The following is a 15,125-nucleotide window of genomic DNA, read 5'->3' as shown; positions in this document are numbered from 1 at the left end:
CAAGTGGGTCGCTTCAGATCAGCTCACACGACCGTGATGTCACGCGGCATTCCGCGCCCGTACCGCCTGAGGCGACGTCTGAATCACGCGCCCTCCATCGTGTTGAGGCACAGCAGAAGAGTCCGCGCCTGGACGCTGACGTAGTGGCTGTACCGGGTCAGCGCGGGCAGTTGGTCTCGCGAGATCCAGCGGAACCCGGGCGGTGCGTCGAGCGGTGCGTCGCACTCGTCGGTTTCCACGATGAGGTAGCGGCTCACCGATTCCAGGAAGCGGCCGCCCTCCTCGGAGTGCAGTACGGAGTAGCGGATCCGGGACCGTGGCGCGGTCATGGCCAGGTGCAGGAAGTGAGGTTGGCTCGCGGCGGGCAGGTGCGTGTGGCTCTCGGGCTGGCACTGAACGGTGGGCCCCAACTCCACGTCGAAGAAGCCGCCTTCCGCGCGGGCCTGGACCAGGACGTGCGGCACCGCACGGTGTCGGTGCTGCGCAGCACGGCCCGTGCCGCGTGATAGCCGCGTACCTGCCACGTGCCGTCGTCCCCGCGGCCGACCGGGCAGACGGGTCCGGTGTGATCCCTGCGAATCTTGCGTGCGTCGTCGGCTCGGTCCATCGACTGCTGCCTCCGTCGTTGTGTCGACACCCTGCTGGAAGGAGCGCGCTCAGGCATGTGCGGCCAGACTTCAGGACGGGTGGCCCTTGCCGCCAGTGCCCGGTCCGCCAGGGATCGTGGCTCGTCCTCGACACCGGGACGCCCGGTCATGAACGTCGCCCCCGTCCGCAGACGCCGACACCATCGCCGCCGCGGACGACGTACCCCTGCTTGTGGACCGCTCCCGACCGAGCTAACGAGCGGTGGGTTCCTGGGGGGAGCGGAGCACGAGCAGGGTGATCTCGCTGGGCGCGAAGATGCGGAACGGCGGGCCCCAGAAGCCGGTGCCGCGGCTGGTGTAGAGGAGGGTGCGGGGGCCGTGGTGGCTGAGACCGGCGACGACGGGCTGGTCGATGCGGACCAGGTGGTGGAAGGGCCAGATCTGGCCGCCGTGGGTGTGGCCGGAGAGTTGCAGGTCGATGCCCGCCTCTGCCGCCCGGTCGACGAACTTCGGCTGGTGGGCCAGGAGCAGAACGGGGAGATCTGGGTCGGCGCCGTCCAGGGCTCCGGCGAGGTGGGCGCGGTGGCCGGCCAGGCCGGAGGACTCGGCGGTGACGTCGTCCACGCCGGCGACCACGAGGGTGTCGCCGCCACGTTCGATCAGCACATGGCGGTTGCGCAGGGGTTCCCAGCCCAGCTCGTCCATCAGGTCGACCCAGCCCTGGGCCTCGCTGTAGTACTCGTGGTTGCCGGTGACGTAGACCCGGGCCCGGGTGGCCCGCACGGTGCCGAGCGGGGCGGCCTGGGCGCGACGGCGGTCGGCCGTGCCGTCCGCGATGTCGCCGGTGTGGCAGACGAGGTCGGCCTCCAGGGAGTTCACCACCTCGCAGACCCGCTCCGACCAGCGGGCGCGGTCGAGGGGACCGTAGTGCGTGTCGGTGATGAGGGCGACACGGGTGCCGTCCAGTCCGGCTCCCAGGCGCGGGAGCCGCACGTCCAGTTCGCGTACGCGGGGTACGCGACGGGCCTCGACGTACCCCCAGGCGAGCAGTACGACGGTCACGCCGAGGACGGTCCAGGCCACGATGCGGGCCCGATCCTGTCCGTCCCCGACGCCGGCCACGATCAGGGCTGTCCGCAGCAGGACGCCGAGCAGAACGGACCAGGTGAACAGGACCCAGCTGCTGCCCAGCAGGGTGTCACCGACTATCGCCGCCCGGTCCTGCTGGCGCCGGCCGTGGCCGCGCGCCATCGCGAGCGGCATACCGATCAGACCGACGACGAACAGGGCGGTGCCGACCAGAGTGACGGGCAGCGGCCAGTGCTGCCCGGAGTACAGCAGTACCCAGCAGGGCACGGCCCACAGCAGGACGGGTGCGACCAGGGGGATGTAGCGCATCAGGCGGTGCAGTCGGCTCGGTCGAGCCGCTTGCGCCTCACCGTCTGCGGGGCGGGTGTCGCTGGTGTTGGTCACGCTGCTCCTCCTGATGCTCTGTCTCTTGAATCATGCCCCTTGCGGCGCCGTATGGCGGACGGCGCCGTCGTCACACCGGCGACCCGCCCGTTGCTTTGGCGTGATCCGTCACTCATGCCCCGATACCGCTGTGGCGTGAAACTGCGAGAGGCCTCGGCGAGCTCGCTGAACGCCCGTGCCGCGGGGGGAGTTGGCCGGAGCCGAGGCGTATTGGCGTCCGTTGCCCCGGCCGTGCGTGTTTGCCATCCGCGCGAGCGGCAACGCGCAGTACATGAGTCAATCGAACAGCGGCGCGAATCAAGATTCCCAAGCCAAGCAGAGTGCTTCTGCCAAAGCCCGGCAGGCCACAGCGAAGGCGACTGCCCCTGCATCGCAGGCCGCAGACAAGGCGGCGGAGAAGTCGGGTGAGGTGTCCTCGGCGGCTGTGGACGTGGCCGAGCGTACGGCCGGAAAGGGCACGGCGCTCGTGAACAGCACGGCCGAGCGTGTCCAAGCCGGCCGCCAGGCCGTCATCGACGCTTCGGGGCAGGCTGCGGCCGTGGCCAAGACGACGTGGACGTTGATCGCCCACCGCAGGGCTCTTGTCGCCGGTGTCGGTGCGGCCGTGTCGGCGCTGGGTGCCACGTCGTACCTGGCGGGCCGCCGCGCGGGTCGCCGCACGCACGGCCCGATCACCCGTCTGACCGGCGGGCGCATCTGAGCCGACAAGTACGAAGCAGGGCGTACGTGCCCTTCTGCCGGCACTTCGGCCGGCGTCGGGTCCGGATGATGATGCCCGCGCGGTGGAGTGCGGCCTGGTCGGCGACCGAGAGCGTGTCGGTTCGTCCGGTCAGGTCGCGCCACTGCTCAAGGCAGTTGTCGCGGCAGCCTCGGCCAACCAGCCTTACCCGCAAGGCCGTTGAGTCACGGGCGCAGTGACGATCCGCCGTGTGCGGGGCGCCCGTCGGCCATTCCCCGCTCGTCCACCGTTCATCTGTCGCCTTGATCCTCCACAGACGCGGCGCGTTCGCGCCGCGGAAGGCAGCCGCAGAAGGCAGCGGCAACCAGGAGGCGTCATGGGGCACGGACATCACCACCACAGACACGACCACGATCATGGTCACGCGCACGAGGCGGCCTCCGCCCTGCCCGCGGTCTTCGACCCCTCCGTGCCCGACGACGCGCTCCCGCCCGAGGAGCAGTCCCGCCGCACCCTGCTGCGCCGGGCGGGCCTGCTCGGCGCGGGACTGGCCGCCGGCAATGTCCTCGCCGGCGCCACGCCGGCCGCTGCCGCGCCCGCTGCCGGCTCCGGCGGCCGGCGGTCCAACGGCTTTCTGTGGCTGGCCGGCGACCACCACATCCACACCCAGTACAGCAGCGACGGCAAGTACCGCGTCGTCGACCAGGTCCGCCAGGGTGCCCGGTACGGCTTGGACTGGATGGTCATCACCGACCACGGCAGCACCACGCACGCCAAGATCGGCGTCGACAAGGTGAACCCGGACATCAAGGAGGCCCGCGCCGCCTACGAGGACACGCTCGTCTTCCAGGGCCTGGAGTGGAACATCCCGGCCGCCGAGCACGGCACCGTCTTCGTGCACCCCGGCAAGAACGAGGTCGCCGTCCTCAAGCAGTTCGAGACCGACTACGACGGCAGCGTGAAGGGCGCGAGCGACTCCACGCCCGCCAACGAGGCGCTGGCCGTCGCGGGCCTCAACTTCCTTGCCGAGCAGGTACAGCGGCGCAAGGTCAAGGACGCGCTGATGCTCGCCAACCACCCGGCCCGGCGCGGTGTCGACTCCCCGCACGAGATCCGAGGCTGGCGGGACGCGACCGGCTCGGGCCGCCAGATAGCCGTCGGCTTCGAGGGCGCCCCCGGCCACCAGGCCGCCGGCCTGCCCGCGCCGCTCGGCATGGCCCGCGCCCGCGGCATCTACGACAACAGCCCCAGCGCAGCCTCCTTCGCCGGCTACCCGCTGGAGAGCTACCGCACCTGGGGCGGCTTCGACTGGATGACCGCCACGGTCGGCGGACTGTGGGACAGCCTCCTCGCCGAGGGCAAGCCGTGGTGGATCACCGCCAACAGCGACAGCCACCAGGTCTACGGCGACACCGCCGTGCGGGGGCCTGGTGGGGACTTCAACGCCAACGGGCGGTACGAGGACCCCGTTTACGGCGGCAAGATCGACATCACCCAGGGCGACTACTGGCCCGGTCAGTACAGCCGTACGCATGTCGGCGCCGACGGCTTCTCCTACGCCGCCGTCATGGACGGCATCCGCGCGGGCCGGATCTGGGTCGACCACGGACAGCTCCTCAGCGGCCTGGACGCCCGGGTGGCGGGCGGCGGCCGCTGGGCCACGCTGGGCGGCGCCCTGCACGTGAAGAAGGGCACGAACGTCACACTGACGGTCGACGTGTCCCTCGCCGACGGCCCCAACTGGGCCGGATACGTGCCCAAGCTGGCGCGCGTGGACGTCATCCAGGGCGATGTCACGGGTCCGGTCGCGGACAAGGACACGTTCACCGCGCCGACGGCGAAGGTGGTCCGCTCGTACGAGGTGGACAAGTCCTCCGGCGTGGTCCGGCTCACCTACCAGCTCGGCCGCGTCGACCGCCCGTTGTACGTCCGGCTGCGCGGCAGCGACGGCAACCGGACCGCTGTCGGAGCGATGGGCGCGGCGGTCGACCCGGCGGGTCCGGCGATCGACGTCGTGGGCGACGCCGACCCGTGGCTCGACCTGTGGTTCTACTCCAACCCGATCTGGGTCCTGCCGTCGTGACGCAGTACGCCCTCACGGTGGACCCCGGGGTGCGCGATCTGCGTGCGGCCGATCACCTGCTCCAGGAACTGGCCGCCGAACTCGCCCTTCCAGAAGGCGCGTTCGGCTGTACACACCTGGTGCGGGGGGACCGCCCGCGCGTCGCCCTCTCTCTCGCCGTGCCGTCCGAGCCGCTCCTGCGTACCGTCCAGGAGCGGCTCACGGCCCGGGGACACGAGGTGCGGGACGGTCTGCCCGACCCGGCGGGCCGCGCGGTGCTCTACCCGGGGGCCGCCACCCTCACCGGCACACTGACGGTCGCCGAGCTGCTCTCGCGCTCCGCGATCGACCGCGTGACGACACTGGGCACCCACGGCTCGCCGGCCCCCGGCACGTTGCTGGTGACACGCGACCACGTACGCCCGCAATGGCAGGACGGCGAGCTCGTACTGACGACCATGCCGGCGGCTGGGGGAGCCCTCGTCCCGTTCGAGGTACCGGAACCGACCCCGTGCTGCGCGGACCACTGAACCGGGCTCCACTCATCGGGGTTTTGACGAGACACGGCATGGCAGACCGCCCACCCGCCGCGAAGTTCCTTGGCAGGCAGACGACTTGGGCGGGACATGCCATGCTGAGGAGGTTCGGGAGGTTCGACTCCATCCTCACACCTGGGGGTTTTGATGCGTGCAGGTGTCGTTGTCGCCGCGCAGCCCGGTGTGGAGGAACTCGCCGTGCAGGCCGAGGAGTTGGGCCTGCACAGTATCTGGGTCAACGACACCCCGATGGTCCATGGCGACCCCTTCGTCGCCTTGAGCCTGTGTGCGAAGGCCACCAGCCGCATCAGGCTCGGCATCGGCGTGACCTCACCGGCCCTGCGCTCGGCCCCGGCCGCCGCGAGCGGGCTCGCCAGCCTCAACGCCCTGGCACCGGGCCGGATCATCTGCGGAGTCGGCACGGGGAATACCGCCCGGCGCACCCTGGGCATGCGGCCGACCACGGCGGCCGGGCTGGAGAAGTTCACCGTCGCACTACAGGACCTGTGCGCGGGTCGTTCGACCGAGTACCGCGAAGGGGACCTGTCCCGCGACATCCGGTTCCTGCACGCCGGGGCGCACGTGAACACCGCCGACCCGATCGAGTTCGTCGTGGCCGCGCTCGGACCGCAGGCCGCCGCCGTCGCCGGCCGCCGCGGCACCGGCCTCATCTCCTTCGGCTTGCTGGACCCCGCCGCCTGGCACGCGCTGCACGACGCCCGCCGCCAGGCCGCCCAGGGCACACCGCGCGAACCCGGCCCCCGCACAGGCTCCTACGTGGTCACCTCGCTGCACCTACTCGCCGAGGACGAGGACCCGCACGGCGACGCGGCCCGGGATGCGACGGGCCACCTCGTCCTGTCGCTGCTGGCCTACGCCGCCGACGCACCCGCCTTCGCCGAGCAACTCGGCCCCGAGGAACGCGAGGCGGTACGGCGGCTTCTCGACCGACGCGGCACCACCCCCACCGCACCGGACCGGCACACCAAGCTCTACCCCAACTACCTCGGACGCATCGCGCCGCAGGACCGGGACCTGGTCCTGCCCTCCCTGATGAACACCCTCGCCCTGGTCGGCACCCGCGACGACCTCGACGCCCGCATCAGCACCCTGGAACAGGCCGGCATCGACGAACTCCTCATCCAGCCGGTGATCGACCCGTCCGCCGAAATGGCCCAGCTCGCGAAACTCCTCACCTGAGTGGACCCGACCGCCGCAGCCGGCGTGCGGAGTCGGTACGGCAGGCCGGGGGCCGCGGCATCCCGTTCACGAACCGTGCGGGGGACGCCGTCGAGCGGCAGGAGCGCGAGCAACCCGGCGACCAGGGCCAGCACATTGAGCAGCGGGGTCGGCATCAGGGACGGCAGCGTGCGAGCACCCATGTCCTGGCGTTCATCAGGCTCATCGAAGCCCGTGCGCACGCCCGTGCGAGCGACGGCCGAGCCGCCGGCACCGCCCTCGCGGCCGCCGAGTGCCTCCTCGACGCCGCACGCCCCGATGGCGCACCGGAGTGGCTCGACTTCGTCACCCATCCGCGTCTCGCCGCCGACGCCGCTGAGATCCACCGCGACCTCGGCGACTCCCGGGCGTGCTTCGCCTGGCACGAGCAGGCGGAGCCGATGGCACCGAACGCCTTCACCCGATCGATGGGCATGCGGCTCGCGGTCGTCGCCACCGCCCACCTCAAGGCCGGAGACCTCGCACAGAGCCTGGCCCTCGGACACCGCTCGGTGGACATCCTCCAGCGGGTCGACTCATCGAAGGCACCGACCACTCTCCCAACGTGAAACGCCCCACCGGGACAGCCCGCGCCCTGATCGCCTTCTGTCAGCGGATCAGCGCACGGAAGCGCACGCCGGGAACTTCGCCGAGGCTTCCGGTGTGAGCGTGAAACGGGGCCGATCCCACGACCGTTGTCCGGGCATGTCGATCGCCGAGACGTGCACCAAGACATCGCCGCCACCCGCTGACCTGGCAGCTGTGCGAGCGGCGAGGCCGGTCGATGAGGCGCATGGGCCTGTACGGCGACACCGGCCCGTCACGTCATCGCGTGGCGGCGCCCCCTGCCCCTGTGATCAGCGCCAGCCCAGTGCCGGAGCGACGTGCGTCAGGATGCTCTCGATGACGTGGGCGTTGTAGGCGACTCCCAGCTGGTTCGGCACGGTGAGGAGCAGTGTGTCGGCGGCGGCGACCGCCTCGTCCTCGGCGAGCTGTTTGATCAGCACGTCGGGCTCGGCGGCGTAGGAGCGGCCGAAGATGGCGCGGGTGTTGGCGTCGATGTAGCCGATCTGGTCCTTCGAGTTGGACTCGCGGCCGAAGTAGGCGCGGTCGCGGTCGTCGACCAGGGCGAAGATGCTGCGGCTGACCGACACGCGCGGCTCGCGGGTGTGACCCGCCTTTTGCCAGGCGTCGCGGTAGGCCTCGATCTGCTTGCGCTGCTGGACGTGGAGCGGTTCGCCGCTCTCGTCGTCCTTGAGGGTAGAGCTCTGCAGGTTCATCCCGAGCGTGGCCGCCCACGCGGCGGTGGCGTTCGAGCTCGATCCCCACCAGATGCGGTCGCGGAGGCCCTCGGAGTGGGGCTCGATGCGCAGCAGCCCCGGCGGGTTGGAGAACATCGGATTGGGGTTCGGCTGCGCGAACCCCTCGCCCTTCAGTACGTCGAGGAGTCGCTCGGTGCGGGCGCGTGCCATGTCGCCGTCGGTCATCCCCTCGGACGGCAGATGCCCGAAGTGGCGCCAGCCGTCGATGACCTGCTCCGGGGATCCGCGGCTGAGGCCGAGCTGGAGCCGACCACCGGAGATCAGGTCCGCGGCGCCCGCGTCCTCGGCCATGTACAGCGGGTTCTCGTAGCGCATGTCGATCACGCCGGTGCCGATCTCGATCCGGCTGGTCCGCGCGCCGATGGCCGCGAGCAGGGGGAACGGCGAGGCGTACTGCCGCGCGAAGTGATGGACGCGGAAGTACGCGCCGTCGGCGCCCAGCTCCTCGGCGGCGACCGCGAGGTCGATCGCCTGGAGCAGGGAATCCGCCGCGGAGCGCGTCTGCGAGTGCGGTGATGGCGTCCAGTGCCCGAAGGACAGGAACCCGATCCTTTTCATGCCGCTTTCAACAATCAAGGTCGGCATTCATTCCCTGGGAGCCGCCGCGGCACCGTGGGCCCGAGTGTGGCTTGGGATGACGGGGGCGGCTGATGGCCTTCCCCGAAGACACCTGCCAGGCGACAGCCTGAGCGGGGGCGCGCGTCCCCCGCTCAGGCAGATGTCACCCGCCCCCCCGCAGCCGTACGGCGGCCGGGCCTCGGCGGCCGCCCAGGGCGAGCGACGTCGTGGGAGTGCCCCGGTCACGCGGATTGCGTGCCGGCGGGCGACGGCAGCGTGTGGTCACCCTCCGGCGCCGAGTCGGCCGCTGGGATCTGAGGGCCGGAGTCCTGCCGGGCGTTGTCGCCGAGGAAGCCGCCCGACTGGTGCCTCCACAGCCTGGCGTAGGTGCCCTGTCCGGCGAGCAGCTCCTCGTGGGTTCCCTGTTCGACGACGCTGCCACGGTCCAGTACGACGAGACGGTCCATGCCCGCGACGGTGCTGAGCCGGTGTGCGACCACGAGCGCCGTGCGCCCCTTCATCAGTCGCCACAAGGCGTCCTGGATGAGGATCTCGCTCTCGGAGTCCAGCGCGCTGGTCGCTTCGTCGAGGAGCAGGACCGGTGCGTCCCGCAGGATGGCGCGGGCCAGGGCGACGCGCTGACGCTGGCCGCCCGAGAGCTTCACCCCTCGTTCGCCCACCAGAGTGCTGAAGCCGTCGGGGAGCTGTTCGGCGAACTCCGTGACATGGGCCGCCTCGGCCGCCGCGAGGATCTCCTCCTCCGTCGCGCCGGGCCGGGCGAAGGCGATGTTGTCCCGCAGGGGGCGGTGGAACATGGCGGGTTCCTGAGGGACGTAGGCGATGAGCGACCGCAGATCGCTCTGCCGCAGCCGCCTGATGTCCTGGCCGCCGATCAGGATGCGTCCGCCGTCGATGTCCGACATCCGCAGCAGGAGGCGGGTGAGCGTGGTCTTTCCGCCGCCGGACCGGCCGACCAGCCCGATCCGCGCACCCGCCGGCACCTCCAGGTCGAGCCCCGAGAAGATCGGCGCAGCGCCGGCATGGGCGAACGTGACGTTGTCGAAGCGGACGCCGGAGTCACAGGGGGCGAGCGGCTCCGGCTTCGGCGGGTCGAGCACGGTGGGCGGATCCAGCAGCAGCTCCGTGAACTGCGCTGCCTCGGTCATGGAGCTCTCGAGGCGCCGGTAGATCTGGTTGAACTCGAACATGATCTCGGTCGCCTGGGAGTAGTAGGTGAAGGCGACGATGACCCCCTCCACCCCCAGCCCCGGACCGCCGAAAGTGATCGCCAGCACCAGCCCCAGCACATTGGTGGCGACGGACATCGGCGCGATCACGGTGTCGACGCGCAGATTGCCGTAGTCCCACGACCGCAGTGTCAGCCGTCGGGACTCCGCGACACGGCTGCGGTGCTCGGCTCCTTCCCGTCGTTCGGCTGCGAACGCCCGGATGGTCTCCATGTTCATGAGGCTGTCGGCGACATGGCCGGAGACGCGCGCGATCGCCGCCTCCCGCGCGTTGACCAGCCGTTGCCGGCGCCGGATCAGCGGCGTCGCCGCCACCAGGGTCAGCGCCATCATCACGAGCAGGCCGGCGACCAGCATCGGTGAGTAGGTCCACAGCACCGCGGCACCGAACAGCAACGGCACCAGACTGCCCACGATCCGGTACGTCATCGTGTCGATGAAGTCCTCGAAACGCTTGCCGTAGCTCAGTACCCGCTTGGTGAGGGAGCCGGCGAAGTTGTCGTGGAAGAACGCCGCGTCCTTGGCCAGGAGTTCGTCCATGCCGTCGACGTAGAGGTGCTCCATGCCCAGCGCGGCCACCCGGTTCAGACAGTGCTGCCCGACCCGCCACACGGCCTCGGAGAGCAGCAGTGTCACTCCGAAGCCCAGCACGTACGGCGATGCGGAGTCGAGGGTGAGACCGCCGTCGGTGGCGGCCTGCCCCGCCAGCTTGGCGATCAGCAAGGGGGCGATGTAACGGATGCCGATGTTGCCCAGGGCCGGAAGCAGCAGTGCGGGCAGCGCCAGCCACCGCAATCGCAGGAGTTCGAGGTTGTAGTGGCGCAGAGCCAGCAGGACCGCACTCTTGCCCGGCGCGGAACCGTACGTGTCAGAGGTGCCCATCACACTCCCGGGGATGAGGAAGCGGGCAGTGTCCCGTCGAACAAGGTTCTCAGTCCATGCATTTACGGCGGAGCGGTGATAATCGGACACTCTGTCGCGGAGTTCGGCTCCACCTGTCCGCTCGTCGGGCCGAAGAGGTGCCTGGCCCGACGGGCGTAGCACCGGGGAACGCCCGTGCGGCGAGGAGGTCGGGCGGCTCTGTGACGGAGGTGGGTCCGCTTCTTGCCACGTGACCTCAACCGGTGCCGTCTCCGCGGCCCAGTGGATCCGTCTCACGAATGGGGCCCTTCTCGGGCCTGTGACTATCGGCCCGGGCCCGCCCCTCGGGGGATCAGGAGCCGGCGCCCTGTGCCGTGATGGCCCGGGCCGTGCGGGCGGCCCTCTCCTCGGTGTCCGACAGGGCCGCGCTTCCCGCACCGAACAGCCCCTGCCGCAGGAACACCGCCAGGCCGTGCGCGGCAGCGGCGATCCGGAGCAGCAGGTCGAACGCGGCGTCCGGCGTCGAGGCGAGCTGTCGGGCCACGGGCAGCAGGAGGTGGGCCACCTCGTCGCCCGCCGAGGCCAGTTCGGTGAACCGGGATTTGTCGAGTCCCGCATGGAAGGTCACATCGAACAGAGCGGGTTCCTCGGCGGCGAATCTGACGTAGGCCGCCGCGAAGGAGGCCAACTGTTCGGCGGGGTCCTCGATGCCGTTCACGGCCGCGGCGAAGCGCTTGCGCTGCTCGCGGTAGCCCTGTGTGGCCAGTTCCGCCAGCAGTGTGTCCCGGTCGGCGAAGTGCTTGTACGGCGCCGCGACGCTCACCCCGGCCCGACGGCTGGCCTCGGCCAGGGTGAAGCCGTGGGGGCCTTGCTCGCCGACCAGTTCCAAGGACGCCTGCAGGAGGGAGTTGCGCAGATCGCCGTGGTGGTGGCCGACGGGACGTCGGGCAGCGGGTGGGGTCATGGGAATAGGTTAACATCGCTTACCAGGTAAATGCCATTAACCAAGGGAGTCGCCATGCCCATAGCCCGCTTTCACCACATCAGCCTCTCGGTCGCGGACCTCGCCGCGCAGGAAGCCTGGTACGCCGACGCGCTCGGGCTCACGCAGGTGGAAGAGCGCCTGGAGATGCCCGAAGCGGGAGTCCGTACCGTCGTTCTGAGCGATACGGCCGGCCTGCGGGTGGAGTTCGTCGAACGGTCGGGCTCGCGCCCCGTCTCGCACACCGACGCCTTCGCCGCCACCGCCGTGCAGACCTTCACCCACCTGGCGCTTCAAGTCCCGGATCTCGACGGCGCGTTCGCCCGCCTGACGCAGGACTGCGGCGCCGCCGCGGTGTCGCCTCCTGCACCCGGGGCGAGTGAGGGCATGCGCTACGCGTACGTCACCGACCCGGAAGGCAATCTGCTGGAGCTGATCGAGACGCGTGAGCAGGCCCGGTCCGGGCCGGCGCACCACCGCACTCACGCGGAGGGAAGGGGCGATTGGGCGTCGAGCGCCGCCGTGCGGAGGACCGCGGCCACACGGGTCACGGCCTGGGTGGGCGGGGCGGGCAGGCGGGCCAGGAGCAGGCGCCGCTGTTCTTGCGGGCCGCCGCGGACCGGAAGGACGCGTACTCCGGGGGGTGCGGCGGAGACGAGCGAGGCGGGAACGGTGGTCAGTCCGCACCCCGCGGCGACGAGGTGGAGCTTGGCCAGCCAGTCGCGGGCGGTGTGGGCGATCTCGGGACGCTCGTCCAGGCCCGGCCATACGCCCATCAGGCGGTCCTCTCCCGATGAGGGCCCGGCGATCCAGCGCTGCCCCCGCAGGTCGGTCACGTCCACGTACTCGCCGCGGGCGAGGGGGTGCGTGGCGGGCACCGCGAGACGCAGAGGGCGTTCGGAGAGCGTCTGCAGCGCCAGCGGGGGTGACTCGGTGTCCGGTGCCCGAAACGGTGGTGCCGAGGCGAGCAGGGCCAGGTCCAGGCTGCCCGCCCGCAGCGCGCGGACCAGTGCCGGGGTGCCGCCCTCGCGGCCGGTGACCTCGAGTCCGGGGTCGCTTTCTCGCAGTGCGGCAAGGGCTCGGGGCAGCAGCACGGCGCCGGCGCTGGGCACCCACCCGAGTCGGACCGTCCCGGTCTGCTCCGGAAGGCCGGACAGTTCCCTGGCGGTCGCGGCGATCTCGTCGAGCACGACCGTCGCGCGGCGCATGACGACGCGGCCGGCGGGTGTGAGCCGGGCCCCGTCGCGCCGCCGCTCCAGCAGTTCCGTGCCCGCCGCGCGCTCGATCGCGGCGATCTGCCGGGAGACCGCGGACTGGGTGTAGCCGAGCGATGCCGCGGCCGCGGTGAAGGTTCCCTGTTCGGCCACGGCGCGCAGGACACGCAGCGCAGTCAGTGACACATCCGTGAAGTCCATGATGTTTACGCATGATAGCTGTGCCGAACTTTCGTTGGACGCATGGATAAGGCGTTTCTAGCGTGGACGCATGACCACTTCACGCATTGCCCTCGTCACGGGGGCCAACCAGGGGCTGGGCCGGGCCTTCGTCGAAGGGCTGGCAGCCCGCATGGACCCGCGGGACCTGGTCCTGCTCACCGGTCGCAGTCGGCAGCGGGTGGCGGACGCCGCCAGGGACGTCACCCAGCTGTCCGCCACCCGTGCCCGTGTCGAGGGCCGGGTCCTGGATGTCACGGACACCGAGGCCATCGCCCGTCTCGCCGAGGATCTGCGGGCCCGGCACGGAGGGGTGGACGTCGTCATCTCCAACGCGGTCGCCCGCCTGCTTCCCGAGGAGTCGCAGGCCGAGCGGGCCGACGAGTTCATCGACGTCTCCAACACCGCCACGCACGCGGTCCTGCGCTCCTTCGGCCCCGTGCTGCGCCCGGGCGGCCGGCTGCTCGTCGTGGCCAGCAGCCTGGGCACTCTCGGACACCTCGACGGCCGGCTGCACCACTTGTTCGACGGCGCGAGCCTGGACCAGGTCGAGTACGCCGTGGAGTCGTGGCGCGGCGCCATCCACCACAGGACTGCCGCGCAGGCGGGCTGGCCGCTGTGGCTGAACGTCCCCTCGAAGGTGGCCCAGGTCGCCGCCGTTCGCGCCGTCGCCGCCGAACGCCGCGCTCGGGACCTGGCCGACGACACGCTCGTCGCCGCCGTCTGCCCCGGCATGGTCGACACCGCGACCTCGCGCCCCTGGTTCAGCGACTACAGCCAGGCCCAGTCCCCGGCCCGGGCCGCCGAAGCCGTCCTCGACCTGGTCTTCGCCGAGCACGTCGATCCCGCGCTCTACGGCGAGCTGGTGCGCTTCGGCAAGGTCCTGCCCTGGTACGGCGGCACGCCGCCGGTCCAGCAGGACCGCATGCTCGTCCCCTGACCGCACCAGCCGCCGTCCGTCCGCAGCGCCCGTAGGCGCTTCAAGATCCAGCCATTCAGCAAGGAGTCCACTCATGAGTGCCCTCACCACCCCGTTCGGTTTCGCCACCACCGCCGGTGAGGTCGTGTCAGGAATCGATCTCACCGGCCGCCGCGCGGTGGTCACCGGCGCCTCCTCCGGGATCGGGGCGGAGACGGCCCGCGCCCTGGCGGCCACCGGGGCGGCCGTCACCCTCGCCGTGCGGGACGTGGCGGCGGGCGAACGCGTCGCCAAGGACATCACCGGGTCGACCGGTAACCAGGACGTGCGGGCCGTGCACCTCGACCTGACCGACCCCGCGTCCGTCACAGCCTTCACGGCCGCCTGGCAGGGCCCGCTGCACGTCCTGGTCAACAACGCGGGCGTCATGGCCTGTCCCGAGCAGTACACGGAGCAGGGCTGGGAGTGGCAGTTCGCCACCAACCACCTGGGCCATTTCGCCCTCGCCACCGGCCTGCACGGCGCGCTGGCCGCCGACGGCAACGCCCGCATCGTGGTGGTGAGTTCCACCGGCCACCAGCAGTCGCCGATCGTGTGGGACGACGTCAACTTCGCCTTCCGCCCCTACGATCCCTGGCTCGCCTACGGTCAGTCCAAGACCGCCAACGTCCTGTTCGCGGTGGAGGCGGCCCGCCGCTGGGCCGGCGACAACATCACCGCCAACGCCCTCATGCCGGGCGCCATCTACACGAACCTGCAACGGCACACCGGCGGCCGGGGCAGCGGCCGCGTCCCCGCCGAGCTGATCAAGACCGTCGAACAGGGCGCCGCCACGTCGGCGCTCCTCGCCACCTCGCCGCTGCTCGAAGGCGTCGGCGGCCGCTACTTCGTGGACTGCAACGAGACCGAGATCGTGGACCGGCGCTCCGGCACCCTGCACGGCGTCGCCCGCTACGCCCTCGACCCGGCGGGAGCGCGGCGCCTGTGGGACCTGTCGCAGCACCTCCTCGCCGGGGCCGCGTGAGTCCGGACGCGCCCGGCCGGACGAGCTGCACCTGCCGGGCCGGCAGCGCCGAACGGACACCGGTGGACGCCTCGCGCATCCAGGCCCCGCGCAGGTCGTGGGCCCGCCGGTATTCCGGTCTCGCGAGCGCCTCGCGCCTCGCGGACCGCGAGTTGAGGCTGATTCGCACGATGGCGCGTGGAACTCGCCCGCCGCGTCGGGAGGGTGTGCTCCCGCCGATACGA

General features: G+C 71.2%; 13 protein-coding genes and 1 pseudogene. 8 read left to right on the top strand and 6 right to left on the bottom strand.

Features of this window, described 5'->3' with window-relative positions:
- Window positions 1-83 precede the first annotated feature (83 nt).
- On the bottom strand, window positions 84-464 hold the full coding sequence (locus ACFY0U_RS26195) for an NDP-hexose 2,3-dehydratase family protein (protein ID WP_388639715.1): 381 nt from the start codon (window positions 462-464) through the stop codon (window positions 84-86).
- 375 nt (window positions 465-839) lie between these two features.
- Window positions 840-2,060, bottom strand: a complete 1,221-nt coding sequence (locus tag ACFY0U_RS26190; protein ID WP_388639713.1) for a metallophosphoesterase — start codon at window positions 2,058-2,060, stop codon at window positions 840-842.
- A 409-nt stretch (window positions 2,061-2,469) separates the two neighbouring features.
- On the opposite strand from ACFY0U_RS26190, the gene ACFY0U_RS26185 reads away from it, so the two are divergent.
- The 5 genes from ACFY0U_RS26185 (at window position 2,470) to ACFY0U_RS26165 (ending at window position 7,124) form a co-directional block, all read left to right on the top strand.
- Window positions 2,470-2,760 carry a hypothetical protein gene (locus tag ACFY0U_RS26185; RefSeq protein ID WP_388639712.1) on the top strand — a complete coding sequence of 97 codons (291 nt, stop codon included), beginning with the start codon at window positions 2,470-2,472 and terminating at the stop codon, window positions 2,758-2,760.
- A 355-nt stretch (window positions 2,761-3,115) separates the two neighbouring features.
- Window positions 3,116-4,822, top strand: coding sequence for a PHP domain-containing protein (locus tag ACFY0U_RS26180; protein WP_388639710.1), 1,707 nt, complete (start codon window positions 3,116-3,118; stop codon window positions 4,820-4,822).
- Window positions 4,819-5,331, top strand: coding sequence for a hypothetical protein (locus tag ACFY0U_RS26175; protein ID WP_388639708.1), 513 nt, complete (start codon window positions 4,819-4,821; stop codon window positions 5,329-5,331). The genes ACFY0U_RS26180 and ACFY0U_RS26175 overlap by 4 nt, the downstream gene beginning before the upstream one ends.
- 153 nt (window positions 5,332-5,484) lie before the next feature.
- Window positions 5,485-6,537 (top strand): LLM class flavin-dependent oxidoreductase, encoded by a 1,053-nt coding sequence (locus ACFY0U_RS26170; protein WP_388639706.1) that lies wholly within the window; start codon window positions 5,485-5,487, stop codon window positions 6,535-6,537.
- Between the two features lie 419 nt (window positions 6,538-6,956).
- Window positions 6,957-7,124 (top strand): hypothetical protein, encoded by a 168-nt coding sequence (locus tag ACFY0U_RS26165; protein WP_388639704.1) that lies wholly within the window; start codon window positions 6,957-6,959, stop codon window positions 7,122-7,124.
- A gap of 288 nt (window positions 7,125-7,412) precedes the next feature.
- On the opposite strand, the gene ACFY0U_RS26160 is transcribed toward ACFY0U_RS26165, so the two are convergent.
- The 3 genes from ACFY0U_RS26160 to ACFY0U_RS26150 all read right to left on the bottom strand — a co-directional run bounded on the left by ACFY0U_RS26160 (window position 7,413) and on the right by ACFY0U_RS26150 (window position 11,507).
- Window positions 7,413-8,435 (bottom strand): LLM class flavin-dependent oxidoreductase, encoded by a 1,023-nt coding sequence (locus tag ACFY0U_RS26160; RefSeq protein WP_388639702.1) that lies wholly within the window; start codon window positions 8,433-8,435, stop codon window positions 7,413-7,415.
- Between the two features lie 242 nt (window positions 8,436-8,677).
- Window positions 8,678-10,564: an ABC transporter ATP-binding protein gene (locus ACFY0U_RS26155; RefSeq protein WP_388639700.1), complete on the bottom strand. Its 1,887-nt coding sequence runs from the start codon at window positions 10,562-10,564 to the stop codon at window positions 8,678-8,680.
- A gap of 331 nt (window positions 10,565-10,895) precedes the next feature.
- Complete coding sequence (locus tag ACFY0U_RS26150) at window positions 10,896-11,507, bottom strand: TetR/AcrR family transcriptional regulator (protein WP_388639698.1); 612 nt, start codon at window positions 11,505-11,507, stop codon at window positions 10,896-10,898.
- A gap of 30 nt (window positions 11,508-11,537) precedes the next feature.
- Here ACFY0U_RS26150 and ACFY0U_RS26145 point away from each other — a divergent pair.
- Window positions 11,538-11,900 (top strand): annotated as a pseudogene (locus ACFY0U_RS26145) (VOC family protein); the annotation flags it as partial.
- A gap of 107 nt (window positions 11,901-12,007) precedes the next feature.
- Here the strand turns inward: ACFY0U_RS26145 and ACFY0U_RS26140 are convergent.
- On the bottom strand, window positions 12,008-12,940 hold the full coding sequence (locus ACFY0U_RS26140; protein ID WP_388639696.1) for a LysR family transcriptional regulator: 933 nt from the start codon (window positions 12,938-12,940) through the stop codon (window positions 12,008-12,010).
- Between the two features lie 70 nt (window positions 12,941-13,010).
- Here ACFY0U_RS26140 and ACFY0U_RS26135 point away from each other — a divergent pair, with 70 nt between their 5' ends.
- Both ACFY0U_RS26135 and ACFY0U_RS26130 read left to right on the top strand, forming a co-directional pair.
- A complete protein-coding gene (locus tag ACFY0U_RS26135) occupies window positions 13,011-13,898 on the top strand; it encodes an SDR family NAD(P)-dependent oxidoreductase (protein ID WP_388639694.1) in 888 nt (295 codons plus the stop codon).
- Between the two features lie 73 nt (window positions 13,899-13,971).
- Entirely contained in the window at window positions 13,972-14,901 is a 930-nt protein-coding gene (locus ACFY0U_RS26130) for an SDR family NAD(P)-dependent oxidoreductase (RefSeq protein ID WP_388639692.1), read from the top strand.
- The last annotated feature ends 224 nt before the right edge of the window (window positions 14,902-15,125 follow it).

Source organism: Streptomyces sp. NPDC001536 (genome assembly GCF_042894505.1).
In the GTDB taxonomy this organism is placed as follows: Bacteria; Actinomycetota; Actinomycetes; order Streptomycetales; family Streptomycetaceae; genus Streptomyces.
Note: the sequence above shows the minus strand (reverse complement) of the source record. Positions and strands in the feature narration are given on the sequence as shown.